The 16,269-nt window shown below is 64.7% G+C and carries 16 protein-coding genes; 11 read left to right on the top strand and 5 right to left on the bottom strand.

The window, feature by feature from the left end; genetic code table 11:
- Positions 1-3: 3 nt before the first annotated feature.
- The 5 genes from tmk (at position 4) to OVA12_RS15490 (ending at position 5,316) form a co-directional block, all read left to right on the top strand.
- Positions 4-654 (top strand): dTMP kinase, encoded by a 651-nt coding sequence (gene tmk / locus OVA12_RS15510; RefSeq protein WP_268138890.1) that lies wholly within the window; start codon positions 4-6, stop codon positions 652-654.
- Entirely contained in the window at positions 647-1,720 is a 1,074-nt protein-coding gene (locus OVA12_RS15505; RefSeq protein ID WP_268138888.1) for a DNA polymerase III subunit delta', read from the top strand. The genes tmk and OVA12_RS15505 overlap by 8 nt, the downstream gene beginning before the upstream one ends.
- Before the next feature lie 87 nt (positions 1,721-1,807).
- Complete coding sequence (gene metG, locus OVA12_RS15500; RefSeq protein ID WP_268138886.1) at positions 1,808-3,370, top strand: methionine--tRNA ligase; 1,563 nt, start codon at positions 1,808-1,810, stop codon at positions 3,368-3,370.
- 336 nt (positions 3,371-3,706) lie between these two features.
- A complete protein-coding gene (locus OVA12_RS15495; protein ID WP_268138883.1) occupies positions 3,707-4,495 on the top strand; it encodes a TatD family hydrolase in 789 nt (262 codons plus the stop codon).
- A complete protein-coding gene (locus OVA12_RS15490) occupies positions 4,492-5,316 on the top strand; it encodes an MBL fold metallo-hydrolase (RefSeq protein WP_268138881.1) in 825 nt (274 codons plus the stop codon). Before OVA12_RS15495 ends, OVA12_RS15490 begins: the two co-directional genes overlap by 4 nt.
- Here OVA12_RS15490 and OVA12_RS15485 read toward each other — a convergent pair.
- Positions 5,313-5,993 (bottom strand): TetR/AcrR family transcriptional regulator, encoded by a 681-nt coding sequence (locus tag OVA12_RS15485; RefSeq protein WP_268138878.1) that lies wholly within the window; start codon positions 5,991-5,993, stop codon positions 5,313-5,315. The genes OVA12_RS15490 and OVA12_RS15485 overlap by 4 nt on opposite strands.
- A 306-nt stretch (positions 5,994-6,299) precedes the next feature.
- On the opposite strand from OVA12_RS15485, the gene OVA12_RS15480 reads away from it, so the two are divergent.
- From OVA12_RS15480 to OVA12_RS15460, 5 genes are all read left to right on the top strand, one after another.
- Positions 6,300-7,556: an HlyD family secretion protein gene (locus OVA12_RS15480; protein WP_268138876.1), complete on the top strand. Its 1,257-nt coding sequence runs from the start codon at positions 6,300-6,302 to the stop codon at positions 7,554-7,556.
- Between the two features lie 7 nt (positions 7,557-7,563).
- On the top strand, positions 7,564-9,138 hold the full coding sequence (locus OVA12_RS15475) for a DHA2 family efflux MFS transporter permease subunit (RefSeq protein WP_268138874.1): 1,575 nt from the start codon (positions 7,564-7,566) through the stop codon (positions 9,136-9,138).
- A gap of 56 nt (positions 9,139-9,194) precedes the next feature.
- Positions 9,195-9,755 carry a RecX family transcriptional regulator gene (locus OVA12_RS15470; RefSeq protein ID WP_268138872.1) on the top strand — a complete coding sequence of 187 codons (561 nt, stop codon included), beginning with the start codon at positions 9,195-9,197 and terminating at the stop codon, positions 9,753-9,755.
- Between the two features lie 91 nt (positions 9,756-9,846).
- A complete protein-coding gene (locus OVA12_RS15465) occupies positions 9,847-10,452 on the top strand; it encodes a LysE family translocator (RefSeq protein WP_268138869.1) in 606 nt (201 codons plus the stop codon).
- Positions 10,453-10,552: 100 nt separating this feature from the next.
- Positions 10,553-10,708, top strand: coding sequence for a hypothetical protein (locus OVA12_RS15460; RefSeq protein WP_268138867.1), 156 nt, complete (start codon positions 10,553-10,555; stop codon positions 10,706-10,708).
- A 501-nt stretch (positions 10,709-11,209) separates the two neighbouring features.
- Here OVA12_RS15460 and OVA12_RS15455 read toward each other — a convergent pair.
- The 4 genes from OVA12_RS15455 to OVA12_RS15440 all read right to left on the bottom strand — a co-directional run bounded on the left by OVA12_RS15455 (position 11,210) and on the right by OVA12_RS15440 (position 14,461).
- Positions 11,210-12,169, bottom strand: a complete 960-nt coding sequence (locus OVA12_RS15455; RefSeq protein ID WP_268134326.1) for an IS110 family transposase — start codon at positions 12,167-12,169, stop codon at positions 11,210-11,212.
- 416 nt (positions 12,170-12,585) lie between these two features.
- On the bottom strand, positions 12,586-13,092 hold the full coding sequence (arfB, locus tag OVA12_RS15450; protein WP_268138864.1) for an alternative ribosome rescue aminoacyl-tRNA hydrolase ArfB: 507 nt from the start codon (positions 13,090-13,092) through the stop codon (positions 12,586-12,588).
- Entirely contained in the window at positions 13,089-13,799 is a 711-nt protein-coding gene (locus OVA12_RS15445; protein ID WP_268138862.1) for a TetR family transcriptional regulator C-terminal domain-containing protein, read from the bottom strand. Before OVA12_RS15445 ends, arfB begins: the two co-directional genes overlap by 4 nt.
- Positions 13,796-14,461: a TetR/AcrR family transcriptional regulator gene (locus OVA12_RS15440; protein WP_268138860.1), complete on the bottom strand. Its 666-nt coding sequence runs from the start codon at positions 14,459-14,461 to the stop codon at positions 13,796-13,798. The genes OVA12_RS15445 and OVA12_RS15440 overlap by 4 nt, the downstream gene beginning before the upstream one ends.
- A gap of 450 nt (positions 14,462-14,911) precedes the next feature.
- On the opposite strand from OVA12_RS15440, the gene OVA12_RS15435 reads away from it, so the two are divergent.
- Entirely contained in the window at positions 14,912-16,246 is a 1,335-nt protein-coding gene (locus tag OVA12_RS15435) for an aspartate aminotransferase family protein (protein WP_268138858.1), read from the top strand.
- Positions 16,247-16,269 lie beyond the last annotated feature (23 nt).

Below are 16,269 nucleotides of genomic sequence, written 5' to 3'. Positions count from 1 at the left end.
AGGGTGCGCGGCAGGTTCATTACCTTTGAGGGCGGCGAGGGCGCAGGCAAGTCGACGCAGATCCGCCGGCTGCGAGAGCGGCTGGAGAAGGCCGGGCTGGCCGTGACGGTAACGCGTGAACCGGGCGGGTCGCCCGGCGCAGAAGTGATCCGTGAGGTGCTCTTGTCCGGCAAGGCCAAGAGCCTCGGGCCGCGCGGTGAGGCGATGCTGTTTGCTGCCGCCCGCGCCGACCACGTCGATGCCACCATCCGCCCCGCGCTGGAGGCCGGAGCCTGGGTCCTGTGTGACCGCTACGCCGATTCCACCCGGGTTTACCAGGGCGAGGCCGGGGTCGACCGGCAGATGCTGGATCTGCTGGAACTTGCAGCGACCGCCGGGCTCAAGCCGGATCTGACGATCCTGATCGACGTGCCCGCCGAGATCGGTCTGAAGCGGGTTGAGGCGCGCAGCTACAATCCGGCCGGTGCCGCACCGGATCGCTTTGAGACCGACACGCTGGCCGTTCACGAGCGGCGGCGGGCGCTGTTCCTGGAGCTGGCCGATAGCGAGCCGGACCGGATTGCCGTCGTTGACGGCACGGGCGACGCGGTCACGGTCGAAGCCGCGATCTGGCAGACGGTGGAAGCGCGGCTGGGACTGGCCGGACATGGCTAGGGTCCAGGAAATCGAGGCCGCGCCCGAAATCGACGACATCGATGGTGTCGATCTGCCCCGGGCCCAGATGCACCTGTTTGGCCATGACGCGGCCGAGCGGGAACTGATCGGGGCCTATGGCTCGCAGAGGTTTCACCATGCCTGGCTGATCGGCGGGCCGAAGGGCATCGGCAAGGCGACGCTGGCATTCCGCTTTGCCCGCTTCGCGCTGGCCCATCCCGACCGGTTCTCACCGGCCGTAGCGGCGGCCGAAAGCCTGGCTGTGGCGCCGGAGCATCCTGTGGCGCGGCAGGTGGCGGCCGGCGCCCATCCCAACATCCTGCATCTGCGCCGCCCCTGGGACGACAAGGGCAAGCGCTTCAAGCAGGCGCTGCCGGTGGAAGAAGTGCGCCGCACCGTGTCGTTCTTTGGCACCACGGCCTCGGGCGCCGGCTGGCGCATCTGTATCGTGGATGCGGCCGACGACATGAATGCGTCCTCGGCCAATGCGCTCCTGAAGATTCTCGAGGAACCGCCGGCCAATTCCCTGTTCCTGGTGCTCTCGCATGCGCCCGGACGCCTGCTGCCGACGATCCGCTCCCGCTGCCGGCGGCTGGACCTCATGCCGCTGCCACAAGCCGTGCTGGAACAGGCGCTGCCGGCTGTATCTGGCGAGCGCCCGGACGCGGCGACGCTGGCCGATGTTGCGCGCTTTGCCGACGGCAGCCTGCGGTCTGCCCTGTTGCTGATGGGCGGGGAGGGGCTGGCCGTCAACCGCGGCTTCCTGGCGCTAACCGACCGGCTGCCGCAGATCGACGTCATCAAGCTGCATGCCTTCGCCGATCTTGTGGCGGCGCGGGGCCAGACCGACAACTGGGATGCATTCCTTGTCGTGGCCCGTGACTGGCTGCACAAGCGCCTGACCGGAGCTGATCTTGCCAGCCCCTCCCGGCTTGTCAGGTGGACGGAGGTATGGGAAAAGATGGGCCGCGCGGCGGCCGATGCCGAAGCGCTCAATCTCGACAAGAAACAGGTTGTGATCGACGTGTTCCGGAGCCTTTCCGAAGTCATGCGAATGCCGGGTTGAGCGTTCCTCCAACGCGTCGCCGCCGCTGATCTTTGCCCGGTCCTACTCCGAACCCTGTCCGCCCCTCGCTGAAAGCGCCCGACCCTGATGACCGACAAGCCTCGCTACTACATCACCACCGCGATCTCCTATCCCAATGGCGTGCCGCATATCGGCCATGCCTATGAGGCGATTGCGACGGACGCCATGGCGCGGTTCCAGCGGCTGGACGGGAAGGACGTGTTCTTCCTGACCGGCACGGACGAGCACGGCCAGAAGATGCTGCAGACGGCGCGCAAGGAAGGCATTACGCCCCGCGAGCTGGCTGACCGCAACTCGGCCCGGTTCCGCGCGATGGTCGAGACGCTCGGCTGCACCAACAACGACTTCATCCGCACCAGCGAGGAGCGGCACTACAAGTCGAGCCAGGAGATCTGGCGCCGGATGCTGGCCAATGGCGACATCTACAAGGACAGCTACTCGGGTTGGTACTCCGTCCGCGACGAGGCCTATTATCAGGAAGGCGAAACGGAGCTTCGCCCGGACGGTGTGCGCTACGGCCCGCAGGGCACGCCGGTGGAATGGGTCGAGGAGGAGAGCTATTTCTTCCGCCTCAGCGCCTATCAGGATCGCCTGCTGGCCCATTACGAGGCCAACGCCGATTTCATCGGCCCGTCGGAGCGCCGCAACGAGATCGTCAGCTTCGTCAGCCGCGGCCTGAAGGACCTGTCCGTATCGCGCACCACCTTCGACTGGGGCATCCCCGTGCCGGACGACGAGCGGCATGTGATGTATGTCTGGGTCGACGCGCTCACCAACTACATCACCGGCGTCGGTTTCCCGGATGAGAGCGATCCGAAGTGGGCCTACTGGCCGGCGGATGTGCATGTCATCGGCAAGGACATCATCCGCTTCCACGCGGTCTACTGGCCGGCCTTCCTGATGGCGGCAGGCATCCCGCTGCCGAAGCGCGTCTTTGCACATGGCTTCCTGTTCAACCGCGGCGAGAAGATGTCGAAGTCGGTCGGCAACGTCATCGATCCGTTCAACCTGGTTGAGCATTACGGACTGGACCAGACGCGCTATTTCTTCCTGCGTGAGGTGCCGTTCGGGCAGGACGGCAACTACAGCCACGAGGCAATCGTCAACCGCATCAATGCGGATCTGGCCAATGACCTTGGCAACCTGGCCTCGCGCTCGCTGTCGATGATTGCCAAGAACTGTGATGGCACGCTGCCGCAGCCGGGGGCGTTCTCGGAGGCCGACCAGGCGATGCTGGATCAGGCGGACGCGATGCTGGAGACCTGCCGCGCGGCATTTGGCAAGCAGGAGATCCACCATGCGCTCAATTGCGTCTGGGCTTGCGTTGCCGAGGCGAACCGCTATTTCGCCGCGCAAGAGCCCTGGGCGCTGAAGAAGACCGATCCAGCGCGCATGAACACCGTGCTCTATGTCACGGCCGAGGTGATCCGCCAGATCGCGATCCTGGCCCAGCCGGTGACGCCGCTGGCGGCCTCCAAGCTGCTTGATGGCCTGCAGGTTCCGGCGGGCCAGCGCAGCTTTGCAACGCTTGGCTCGGCCGGGCGGCTGGCTCCGGGCGTTGCCATCACCAAGCCGGAACAGGCCTTCCCGCGCTATGTCGAGCCGGAGGCAGAGGCGGGCGAGGGCTAAGGGGGAGGGGCGAAAGCCCGGGTCTGGCCCCTTGGGCGATGCCGAGCCGTTTGCCGCAGCACCCCTCTCCCCCCCTTAAGGGGGGATGCCCCCGTTAGGGTGGCAGAGGGGGGGTAACGGTCCCTCCGATCTTCCGGGACGTGGTTTCGTGTCGACAGGCTGACACCCCCCTCTGTCTGCTGTCGCAGACATCTCCCCCTCAAGGGGGGAGAGGGGCGCTGCGGCAAGCGGCAGGTGTGCCGGATCAGGACCTGAGCAGGGGAAGCCGGACGCGCCGAGGCTTTTCCTTCACAGGTGACCAACAGAGTTTTACAGTCGTTTTCCACAGGATGTCCCATGCTTGTCGACAGTCATTGCCACCTGGATTTCCCCGACTTTGCCGAGGAGCGCGATGCGGTCATCGCGCGCGCGCATGCGGCCGGGGTGAAGCTGATGGTGTCGATCTCGACCCGCGTGCGAAAGTTCCCGCAAGTGCTTGCAATCGCGGAACATTACGACAGCGTCTATTGCTCGGTCGGCACCCATCCGCACAACGCCCATGAGGAACTGGACATCACCGCCGATGAGCTGGAGCGGCTGGCGGCGCACCCGAAGGTGGTCGCCATCGGCGAATGCGGCCTCGATTATTTCTACGACAAGTCGCCGCGCGAGGCGCAGGCCGAGGGGCTCCGTACCCATATCGAGGCGGCGCGCCGGACCCAGCTGCCGCTGGTGATCCATTCGCGCGATGCCGATGATGACATGATCGCCATCCTGAGCGCCGAGATGGAAAAGGGCGCCTTCCCGGCGGTGCTGCACTGCTTTTCGTCGGGGCCCGAGCTCGCCCGGCGCGGGGTGGAGCTGGGGCTCTATGTGTCTTTCTCCGGCATCCTGACCTTCAAGCGCTCCGACGAGATCCGCGCGATTGCCGCCAGCGTGCCGCGCGACCGGCTGCTGGTGGAAACCGACAGCCCCTATCTGGCGCCGCAGCCCCGGCGCGGCCAGCGCAACGAACCGGCCTATACCGCCTTCACCAACGAGACGCTGGCCGAGGTGCATGGGGTATCGCCGGAGGAGATGGCGCGGCAGACGACGGAGAACTTCTTCCGACTGTTTTCCAAGGTGCCGCGCCCGGAGGCCGCATGAGCGCAGAGCTGGAAATCACCATCCTCGGCTGCGGCTCGTCCGGCGGCGTGCCCCGGATCGGCAATGACTGGGGCAGCTGCGATCCGCGCAATCCGAAGAACCGGCGGCGGCGTTGCTCGATCCTGGTGCGCCGGATCGGTGAGGCCGGGGTGACGACCGTTCTGATCGACACCGGCCCGGACATGCGCGAGCAGCTGCTGGACGCCGGGGTCGATCACGTCGACGCCGTGCTCTACACCCACGCCCACGCCGACCATCTGCACGGGATCGATGACCTGCGCATGTTTGCCATCCGCGAGCGCCGGCGCATTCCCGTCTACATGGACGCGGAAACCTCGCGCCGCTCGCGCGAGGCCTTCGGCTATTGTTTCGAGACGCCGCCGGGCTCGTCCTATCCGCCGATCCTCGACGAATTCCGGCTGGTGAAGGATGTGGAGACGGTGATCAGCGGGCAGGGAGGGGACATCCGCTTCCTGCCCATCGAGGTGCATCACGGCGACATCGATGCCCTCGGCTTCCGCTTCGACGATGTAGCCTATCTGCCCGATGTCTCCGGCATTCCGGAGGAGGCGGTGACGCGCTTTGCCGGGCTCAGGCTCTGGATCATCGACGCCCTGCGGCGGACCCAGCACCCGAGCCATTTCTCGCTCGCTGACGCGCTCGGCTGGATCGCCGACCTGCAGCCGGCGCAGGCCATTTTGACTAACATGCACAACGACATGGACCACGCGGCCCTGACGCAGGAACTGCCCAGGGGCGTCATTCCGGCCCATGACGGCATGGTGCTGCGCCTCGGCGAGGGCAGGATCTCGGTCGGCTAGCTCCGCCCGTAGGCCTTGAGGAAAACGCGGACGGCGGCGTTGACCGTGGCGGTTCGCTCCGCGTCGGTGGGGGCGTCACCGACGTTCAGCAGCATGCGCCGCAGCGTGCCGGCGATGCACAGGTCAAGAAAGTGCCAGGCGGCCACGTCCTCGTCCTCGATCTCCAGGGCGCCGGCGGCGATATGCGGGCGCAGGAAGTCCTTGAGGTTCTCGCGCCCGCGCAGCGGGCCTTCCTCGTACAACAGCGGGCCAAACTTAGGGAATTTCTCAGTGGCGCCGATGACCATGCGCAGCATCGAGATCATGTCCGGCTGCATCATCCTAGCCAGATAGAGGCCCGCGATGGTCTTGAGGTCGTGTTCCAGGTCGCCGATGGTCGCCGGGATCTGCAGGCAGCTTTCCGGCTGGTCGAAACGGTCCTTCAGGATCAGCGCCTTGAACAGGGCTTCCTTGCTGTCGAAATAGACGTAGAGCGTGCCCTTTGACACGCCGGCTTCCCGGGCGACCGCATCCATGCTGGTGCCGTCGAAGCCGTTGGCGCGGAACACGCGGCGCGCGCCGTCGAGGATCTGCTGCCGTTTGGCATTGTCCTGCCGGTCATCTGCCGACGTGGCTGCTTGCGTGGCTGCTTGCGTGGCTTCCGGCGTGGCTGTTGGCCTGGTGGCTCCGCGTGTCATCTCGTGTCCATGGTTGAAGGGCAGGGCTGCTGCCGTTTGTTCCGGTTCGTACGTATCTGGCCCGATCCTGTCAAACCCCGAGACCCGATCTGGCGGAAGAGTGCCAGATTCGCGGTCACTTCCTGCCAGAATGCCCCGAATTTGCCAGCTGCTCCCGCCACTGGACGCTTGCAGTTGTGCTTTTTGGCGATGTCCGGCCTCTTGCAAGGGGGCGGGCACAGCGCTATAAGCCATTGACCGAACCGTTCAGTCAATACGCAATGCCCCTTTTGGCGCGCAGTGCGGTTCCAAGGAAAGATCACCCCCGTGTCCGACAGCGTCCCCGCCTCGATTGACACTTCCGCTGCCTCCACCGCAGCAGACCCGGATCGCCGGTCGCCCCAGGCGACGGCGACGGGCGGCGGGTCTCCGATAGGTCAACCGGAAGCACATTCCCCCACCCGTGCCCGGAACAACCCCGGAGACCCGTCGCCGATCCCGTCCGATCGCAGCCGGCGCAAGGCGAAGGCAAAGACCATTCTCAGCGTGATTGCGCTGGTGGCGCTTGGCGGCGTGTCCTGGGTCGGCCACGGCTGGTGGACCGAGGGCCGCTTCATGGAAGGCACGGACGACGCCTATGTTGCCACCGACATCACCGGGGTCCTGTCCAAGGTTTCGGGCTACGTCGCGGCCATCGAGGTGAACGACAACCAGCGCGTCGAGGCAGGCGATATCCTGGCGCGCATCGATGACGGTGACTACCGGCTGGCCGTGCAGGGCGCTCGGGACCAGATCGCCAGCGCCGAGGCGACGGTTGACCGGATCGCGAGCCAGATTACGGCCGCGCACGCTTCGGTCGACCAGGCCACCGCGACCGTCGCAGCGATGCAGGCCCGGGCGGACGAGGCCCGCGCCAACCACGACCGTCAGATCCGGCTGACCGAAGGCAAGGTGACGAGCCAGGCAAGCCTCGACGGGGCCATCGCCGACCTGCGCAGTGCAGAAGCCAACCTGAAGAGCGCCACAGCGGCTGTCGACGTCGCCCGCGCCAATATCCGCGTGCTGGAAGGCCAGAAGCGTGAGGCGCAGGCGGCCATCGCTGCGGCCCGCACCAAGCTGGAAAAGGCCGAGTATGACCTCAGCTTCACCGTCATCAGGGCGCCGGTCGCGGGCATCGTCAGCAACCGGGCGGCGCAGGTTGGCACGTTGCTGCAGCCGGGCAGCCGGGTTGCGGCCATCGTGCCGCTGACCGACACCCGCATTGACGCCAATTTCAAGGAAACCCAGCTCGGCCACATCCGCCCTGGCGCTCATGTGGCGGTGAAGGTGGATGCCTATCCGGGACTGGTGTTGGAGGCGACTGTCGACAGCATATCCCCGGCGACAGGCTCGGTGTTCTCGCTGCTGCCGTCGGAAAATGCCACGGGCAACTTCACCAAGGTGGTGCAGCGCGTGCCCGTTCGCATCACCGTGCCGATGAGCCAGAAGGGCGCCGAGGCTCTGCGTGCCGGCATGTCGGTGGTGGTGGAAGTGGACACCCGCACGGGCGCTGCCGATCCCGCCGCCACGGCCAGCCTGCACTAGGCCCGGCATGACCAGCGCAGCGGCGACCAGCAGTGACGCGCCAAGCCGGGGCGGGGAAGGGCGCAAGCTCTTCACCTTCCTCTGCATGGTCTTCGGCATGTTCATGGCGATCCTGGACATCCAGATTGTCTCGGCGTCGCTTGCCGAAATCCAGGCGGGGCTGGCGGCATCCTCCGACGACATTCCCTGGATCCAGACCAGCTACCTGATCGCCGAAGTGATCATGATCCCGCTGTCCGGCTACCTGTCGCGGATGCTGTCGACGCGCTGGATGTTCACGATCTCGGCCGCCGGCTTCACCTTGATGAGCCTGATGTGCGCGACCGCCACCTCCATCGAGGAGATGATCGTCTGGCGCGCGCTGCAAGGCTTTCTCGGCGGCGGCATGATCCCGACGGTGTTTGCCACGGCCTATCTCATCTTCCCGCGCGAGAAGTTCAACGTCATCTCGCCGATCATCGGCCTCGTCGCCACGCTTGCGCCCACCATCGGCCCGACGCTTGGCGGCTACATCACAGACTATGGCTCGTGGCACTGGCTGTTCCTGATCAACGTGGTGCCCGGCGTCTTCGTGACGCTGGCGGCCGTGACGCTCATCGACTTCGACAAGCCCGACCTCAGCCTGTTCGACCATTTCGACTGGGTCGGCTTTGCCGCCATGGCGGTGTTCCTCGGCTCGCTGGAGTTCGTGTTGGAGGAAGGCAACGGCGAGGACTGGTTCCAGAGCGAGGAAATCGTCCTGTTCACGGCCGTCATGCTGATGGGCGCCGCCGTGTTCTTCTGGCGCGCCTTCACCGCCCGTGAGCCGGTGGTGGATCTGACGGCTTTTTCCAACAAGAACTTCGCCATGGGCAGCCTGTTCAGCTTCGTCCTTGGCATCGGGCTCTACGGGCTCACCTATCTTTATCCGGTCTATCTGGCGGGCGTGCGCGGCTACACCTCGCTGCAGATCGGTGAGACGATGTTCGTCAGCGGCCTGGCCATGTTCCTGACCGCGCCACTGGCCGGACGGCTGATGTCGCTGCTGGATCCGCGCGTGATGATGGGCATCGGCTTTGCCGGGTTTGCCGCCGGCACCTGGCTGATGACCGGAATCACGCAGGACTGGGATTTCTACGAGCTGCTGCTGCCGCAGATCCTGCGCGGCTCGTCGCTGATGCTGTGCATGGTGCCGATCAACAACATCGCGCTCGGCATGCTGCCGCCCCAGATGATCAAGAATGCCTCCGGTCTGTTCAACCTGACGCGCAACCTGGGCGGTGCGGTCGGCCTTGCCATCATCAACACGGTGCTGAGTCAGCGGCAGGATTTCCACTACGCGCGGCTGCAGGAAAGCGTCAACGGCGCGCGGGCCCCGGTGACCGAAACGCTCGCCGGCCTGACCCAGACCTATCAGAGCCTCGGCGATGATGCGGCCACTGCGGCGCTGAAGGCGCTGAGCGGCATGGTGACGAAACAGGCGTTCCTGATGTCCTTCATCGACGTGTTCCTGATCCTGACGCTGCTGTTCCTGTCGCTGCTGGCGGCGATCTTCTTCGTCGAACGGCCCAAGCCCATGGGCGGCGGGGGCGGGGGCCACTGAGCGGGCATCCGCATTCGCACCGGCAGACACGGGGCGAATCCGGTAGGCTCGCGCCCATGTCCGACCTCGCAAAACCTGTGCGCAAGAAGCCACGCGTGCCGACCGAAGAGCGGCTGACGCGGATCACGCTGGCCTATCTGGAGCGCTACGCCACGTCACTCGCCAACCTGCGCCGGGTGCTGACACGGCGTGTCGAGAAGGCAGCCAGGGCACATGAGCGCGATGTGGCCGAGTTTCTTCCGCTTGTCGAGATCGTGCTGGAGAAAGCCGCGCGGTCCGGGCTCGTCAATGACGAGGTCTACGCCGAGACAAAGGTGGCCAGCCTGCGCCGCAAGGGCGCGTCCAGCCGCCAGATCACCGCGAAACTGAGCGCCCGTGGGGTGAGCCGCGGCGTCATCGAGGAAACACTCGCCCGCGATGACACCGATGCGGCCGCAGCTGCGCGCCGCTACGCACAGCGCCGCCGCCTTGGTCCGTGGCGCAAGGGATGGTCTGAGGAAGACGATGCCGCCCGCCGCGACCGCGACCGCAAGGACCTTGCGGCGCTGTGCCGGGCCGGCCATGGGCTGGACGCGGCACGCAAGGCACTGCAAGGTAGGGATGATGAGCTAGCCTGAGCCCGATGCACCGGGCAAGTCGACTGCCTCAGTTGCGCTGGCGGGACGGTGCCGGGACCCGGGGACAAATGCGGGGCGAACAGGAGGTGCCATGGATCCGATGAGCTTGCTGGCATTCGGCATGGCGTTTTTCGTTTTCGCCGCCAGTCCCGGGCCGGACAATCTGACCATCTTGTCAAAGACTGTGAGCCATGGCCCGATGCATGGCATTGCCTATGGCTCTGGGGTCGTCTGCAGCATCGTCCTGTTCGTGGTGATGGCGGCGGTCGGTTTCAACGCGCTGGCGCAAGCGATGAACCAGAACCTCCGCTTCATCCAGTATGCCGGCGCGCTGTATCTGGTCTACATCGGCGTCCGGATGTGGTTCACGAAGCCGGAAGTCGCGCCGCACCGGATGCGGGGAGGGCTGGTCAAACTGTTCCTGATGGGCATCGTGCTCAATGTGTCCAACCCGAAAATGCCGGTCTTCTATCTGGCGCTTCTGCCCGGCGTTCTTGGCTTGCAGCCGCTGTCCGTGATCAACGTCATGGAACTGCTGCTGGTCATCGTCCTAATCGAGGCTGTGGTGATCGGTGGCCACGTGCTGATTGGCCACAAGGCAAAGACAACACTGGGCGACCCGGGAAGGATCCGGACGCTTAACCGAGGTGCGGGCATGCTGATGGTCGGCGCAGGCGTGATGGTTGCGTCACGCTAACGCCTGGAAAAACAATTAAAGTCAATATATTTCAATAGGTTACGCTTTTTTCTTTAGGAAGTCAAGTCCTGATCGCCGGAAATCGGCAAGGTCCTTGGACGTGTTGATTGGCTATGTCTGTTTGCAGCTGCTGCAATCCGATCCGATCGGTCATCTGATCACTGCTGGCATCACTGCCGATCTGACAGCCCTGTATCAGGAACGCCAGTGCCACTTCAGTCCGTTGAAACTTCAGTCGGTATCCCGCGCAACGTGAGTGTTCGGTATTCCCAGCCATGGCGCCGTTATGTGCCGGACACGGCGCTGGTCTGACGTTTGCAGCAGACTGGACAGCCGCTGATCCTGAGGTGTTAGCTGCATGGATCTGGACGGCACGTTGGTTGCCCCCAGATCACTCGGCCGAGGCCTGCGTCGTCGTGGCTCATAACGGATGGCGCGGCGTGGGCCTTGCAGCTCTGGCTGCGACATGGGCCAAGGAAGCCAAAGGCTCACTGGGCAATCCGTCAAAATATGTTCCATAATATATCTTATGCGAATTACGGATATGGGCAGAGCCGTGGGTGCATGTGCCGTCGACAGCCCCCTGGAACGAGGCTCACCGATGCTGCAGCAGGCCTGCACAGCATCTTCTTGCTTAGGGACGAGCAAGACAGCTCCGGTTGCCATTGCGCTGCCCCGGCTTTCCGGTCCCGGGTCTCGTTGCACTCGCCCGGGATGACGCAAGTGTGTTGGGCGAGCGCCCGTGTTTCCCCGGTCATCAACTCTGTTGTTGTGCGTTTTGCCTGATCCTTGCGTTCAGGATGACGATGATCTTTCGCATGAGGGCGGCGATTGCGAGGATTGGCTTCTTCCCGTTGTTGATAAGCCTTTGATAGACCTCCTTTAATGGCCCGTTTGCGCGGCTTGCGGACAAGGCGGCCATGAAGAGGGCCGGCTTGACGGTGGAGCGTCCGCCGTGCATCCGGCGATATCCCTTGAGGGTTCCGCTGTCCTTGGGATGAGGGGCGACCCCGGCGAGGCTTGCGGCCTGGCGCCGGTCCATCGTTCCCAGTTCCGGCATGGTTGCGGCGAGGGTGATGGCGGTGCGCTTGCCCACGCCCGGCAGGGAGCAGCAGACCTCGATCCGGCGGGCGAGCTGCGGCGAGGCGTCGACGAGCGCCTCGATGGCGGCGTCGATGGCCTCGATCTCGTGCAGGATCGCCCGCAGGATGACCTGGCAGGAGCGGCGGATGATCGCGATGCCAGGTCCCTCTCCGGGGATCTTTGAGCGGTTCTGCTCGGCCACCTTGAGGGCGAGAAGCTCCTGACGGCGGGCATTGAGGCTGGCGAGTGTGCTCTGGGTCTCATCGGCCGGCGTGAACAGGGCGAGTGTCTTCCAGCGCTCCTCGCCATAGCGGGCCAGAGCCTGGGCATCGATGGCGTCTGTCTTGGCAAGACGGCCGAAGGACCGGCTGAATGCCTTGACCTTAACGGTATCGGCCCGGTGGCAGGCAAGGCCTGCTGCCGTCAGTTCGCCCACCAGCAGGCGCTCGTGGCCGCCGGTCGGCTCCAACACGCACAGGCAGTCGGCCGACAGGCCTGTCAGCGCCTTGCGGATGCTGGCGGAGCGGTTGGGGAAGGTCGTGACACGGCCGGTGGCGGTGTCGAAGGCGGTGATGCTGTCCTTGGCGACATCGAAGCCGCAGACATGGGCGGGAGGCTGCTGCAGGGCGGGCATGGCCGTGCTATCCTTGACGTGCTTCGGATTGTTTGCGGGCGTGGGTGTCAACCAGAGGCCCAATCAACTCTCCAAGCGGGAAAAGGGAAGCGTCAGGGAGCCATGATGACAGCGGGTGAAAACCCGACCCCGGGACGGTCGCCTGACGCTGAAGCTGCGGGTTAAGGGTCGCAGCTTCCCCTTTACCCTAGCACCTCGGACAACAAACAACCCCGGGCGGAGCGAAGCGCAGACCCGGGACCGGAGAGCCCAGGTCTTTTCGGCTTCGCGTGTTCAGATCGCTGAATCGATCGCACCACGTCGAGTTCATGGCTTCCTTTTGAAGCCTCGGCGCTCCGGTCCCGGGTCTCGTTGCACTCGCCCGGGATGACGCCGAGGTTGGGACAGGGCCGGCTGTCGCGCCAGCTCAGTCCTGCTCAGTCGCTATCCGGCCGGCCACTTCTGAGCTTTTTGATGCCGCCGCGTTGTTTCTTCGTGTCGACACGGCGCTTCTTGGAGGCAAGCGTCGGCCGGGTTGCCTTGCGGGGCTTGTCGCGGTGTGCGGCCTTGACCAGAAGCTCGATCAGCCGGGCCAGCGCGTCTTCGCGGTTTTGTTCGCGCGTGCGGAACCGGTCGGCCTGAATGAGGATTTCACCGGCCTGTGTCAGACGGCTGCCGGCCAGTTCCCCTGCCCGTTGCTTTACATCATCCGGCAACGTACGGTTGTTGTCAAGTTGAAAGCGCAACTGAACCGCGGTCGAGACCTTGTTGACATTCTGCCCGCCCGGTCCAGACGCCCGTATGAACTCCTCGCTGAGGTCGCGCTCGTCGATATGCAGCCGTCCCTTGATCGTGATGCGGCGGCTTTCCGGCGCGATCTCGAGTGGCCTCGGGGCTGGTGGAACCGGCGGCGCCGGCGGCACTGGGGGCTCCCGGTCGCTCATGCCAGCACGCCTCCGAGAATGGTGGCGACAAGCGCTGCTTCTGCCTCGCCGCGGAAAGTCTCGTCTTTCAGCGTCTTGCCGGTTAGCGCAAGAACCTGGGTCTCGAAATCTGCGTAATGTTGCGTCGCCGACCAGATGAGGAAAATCAGATGCACCGGCTCCACATGCGGCTTGAGTTTGCCTGCCGCGATCCAGGCGCGGATGACGGCTGCCTTTTCGCTCACCAGCAGGCGCAGCGAGCCCTGCAGCACGGGTTTCACCTGCGGCGCTCCTTGCAGGATCTCGGAGGCAAAAAGGCGTGACGCCTCAGGCCACTCGGCTGAAATCTTCAACTTCTGCCGGATGTAATCCGCCAGCTCTGCCGCTGGGTCGCCGGTTACGTCCAGCATGCGCAGCGGCGCCAGCCAGGTGTCGAGGATGTGCTCGAGCACGGCTTCGTAGATCACTGTCTTGGTCGGGTAGTAGTAGAGCAGGTTCGATTTCGACATCCCTGCCCCGGCAGCGATCTTCTCGATCGTCGCCCCGCCAAAGCCGAAACGGGAGAACTCGGAAAGGCCCGCCTCCAGAATACGGGCGCGGTTGCGTTCCTGGATGCGGGTCGGCTTGGCATCGCTGTCGGCTGGTACCTGCCGCGCAGCTGGCGCGCTGCGCAGGCCGGGCTTGCGCTTCAAGGGAGATGATTTCGGTGTGCTGCGCGTCGGGCTCATCTGGCTGCCCCCGCCTTGACGCTGCTTGCGGCCCTCGCCCGGATGCCGACACCGGACAGGATGATGCGCACCACATTATCCCTCGCGATGGCGAACTGGTCATCGCTCAGCGGCTTGCCGTCGTTCAGGGTCTCGATCTGGTGGATGAAGTCGGCGTAGTGCTGCGTGGTCGACCAGATCATGTAGAGCAGCGTGCGCGGATCGACCGGATCCATGCGCCCTTCCCCAACCCAGCGCTCGATGATGGCGATGCGGGTGGCGGTCCATTCGCGCAAGGTCGTCTCGAGATAGTCCTGGATGACCGGCGCCCGGTGCAGGATCTCGTTGGCCCAGACCTTGGATCCCATCGGGTGCTGGCGCGAGATGTCCATCTTGGTGGTGATGTAATGGGTCAGCGCCTCCTCCGGGTCCTCGCAGTCATCGAAGGAGTTGGCGGCATCAAGCCAGATCATGAAGATGTTCTCCACGACCTGGCGGTAGAGCGCCTCCTTGGTGGCGAAATAGTAATGCAGATTGGCTTTCGGGATCCCTGCCCGCTCGGCGATCATTCCGGTCGTTGCGCCCCGATAGCCATGCTCGGCAAACACGGCCTCTGCTGCCGACAGGATCGCCCGTTCCGTTTCCGCCCGTGCTGCACTTCTGGTGGACACCTTGCGATCCATGCGCTCCCGTTTCCCCTGCGTTCGGCAGGTCGTATTCCGGCAAGCGGGTGCCGGGAAAATCATCTGGCCGATGAAATTATCATCTTGACCGTTTGGTCAAGTATTCATAGGCTCAATTTGACCGTTTGGTCAGGTTTCATGGACGCCTCGCCCCGGCTGCATAGCCTGGACAGGATGTCATTGAAAGCCAGCCACGGTCCAACGACAAGCGTCAAGATCCGAACATAATGGACGGCGCGATCCAGAGAGACAACCGGACCTGCCAGCACCGCCAAGAGAGCGGCAGGACCAGTGGGAACAGCACGATTGGAAAAACTGAAGACGATCCCGGACAAGTCCGCCCGCCGCTGCTAGGCTCGGGTGCTTTCCGCGTTCGGCTCGATCCGTCCGCGTGCGCTGAATGCTGCTGCCAAGACCGGTCCGCAAGCGATGGATCGGCAAGGAGGAACCATGTCTGATACGGCTGCAACCGCTGCCATTCCGAACAATCTTGAAGCTTTCTGGATGCCGTTCACTGCCAACCGGCAGTTCAAGAAGGCCCCGCGTATGTTCGTGGGTGCCAAGGACATGCACTACACCACCGCTGACGGCCGCCAGGTGCTGGACGGCACGGCGGGTCTGTGGTGCTGCAACGCCGGCCATGGCCGCCCGCGCATCGTTGAGGCCGTGCAACGCCAAGTGGCCGAGATGGACTATGCGCCGGCCTTCCAGATGGGCCATCCGCGCGCCTTTGAACTGGCTGCCCGCCTGGCTGCCCTGCTGCCCTCCCCGCTTGACCATGTGTTCTTCACCGGCTCCGGCTCGGAAAGCGTCGACACGGCGCTGAAGATCGCGCTCGCCTATCAGCGCGCCATCGGCCAGGGGTCGCGCACGCGTCTCATCGGTCGCGAGCGCGGCTATCATGGCGTCGGCTTTGGCGGCATCTCGGTTGGCGGCATCGTCAACAACCGCAAGCATTTCGGCACCATGCTGGGCGGCGTCGACCACATCCGCCACACCCATGATCCCGCCCGCAACGCCTTCACCCGGGGCGAACCGGAGCATGGCGCCGAGTTTGCCGATGACCTGATCAAGGTCATCCAGCTGCATGATCCCTCGACCATTGCCGCTGTCATCGTCGAGCCGGTGGCTGGCTCCACCGGCGTGTTGATCCCGCCGAAGGGTTACCTGAAGCGCCTGCGCGAAATCTGCGACCAGCACGGCATTCTCCTGATCTTCGACGAGGTCATCACCGGCTTCGGGCGCCTCGGCACCGGTTTTGCGACGGATTACTTCGGCGTCGTTCCGGACCTGATCACCACGGCCAAGGGCATCACCTCCGGCGTGATCCCGATGGGCGCGGTGTTCTGCAGCAGCAAGATCTACGAGACCTTCATGACGGGTCCGGAACACATGATCGAGCTGTTCCACGGCTATACGTACTCGGCCCATCCGGTCGCCTGCGCTGCCGCCCTCGGCACGCTCGACACCTACGAGGAAGAAGGCCTCCTGACCCGCGCGGCAGAGCTTGCCTCCTACTGGGAAGACGCGGTGCATTCGCTCAAGGACTGCCCGAAGGTCATCGATGTGCGAAACCTCGGCCTGATCGGTGCCATCGAGCTGGAGCCGATTGCCGGTGAGCCGACCAAGCGGGCGTTCTCGGCCTTCCTCAAGGCCTATGACGATGGCCTCCTGATCCGCACCACCGGCGACATCATTGCCCTGTCGCCGCCGCTGATCATTTCCAAGGCGCAGATCGACGAGCTGTTCGGCAAGCTGCGCACCGTGCTTCAGAGCAACATCTGACACGGCACTCTTGGCCCGCGCGG

Origin of the sequence: Pannonibacter sp. SL95, assembly GCF_026672425.1 — a bacterium.
Lineage (GTDB): Bacteria > Pseudomonadota > Alphaproteobacteria > Rhizobiales > Stappiaceae > Pannonibacter.
Note: the sequence above shows the minus strand (reverse complement) of the source record. Positions and strands in the feature narration are given on the sequence as shown.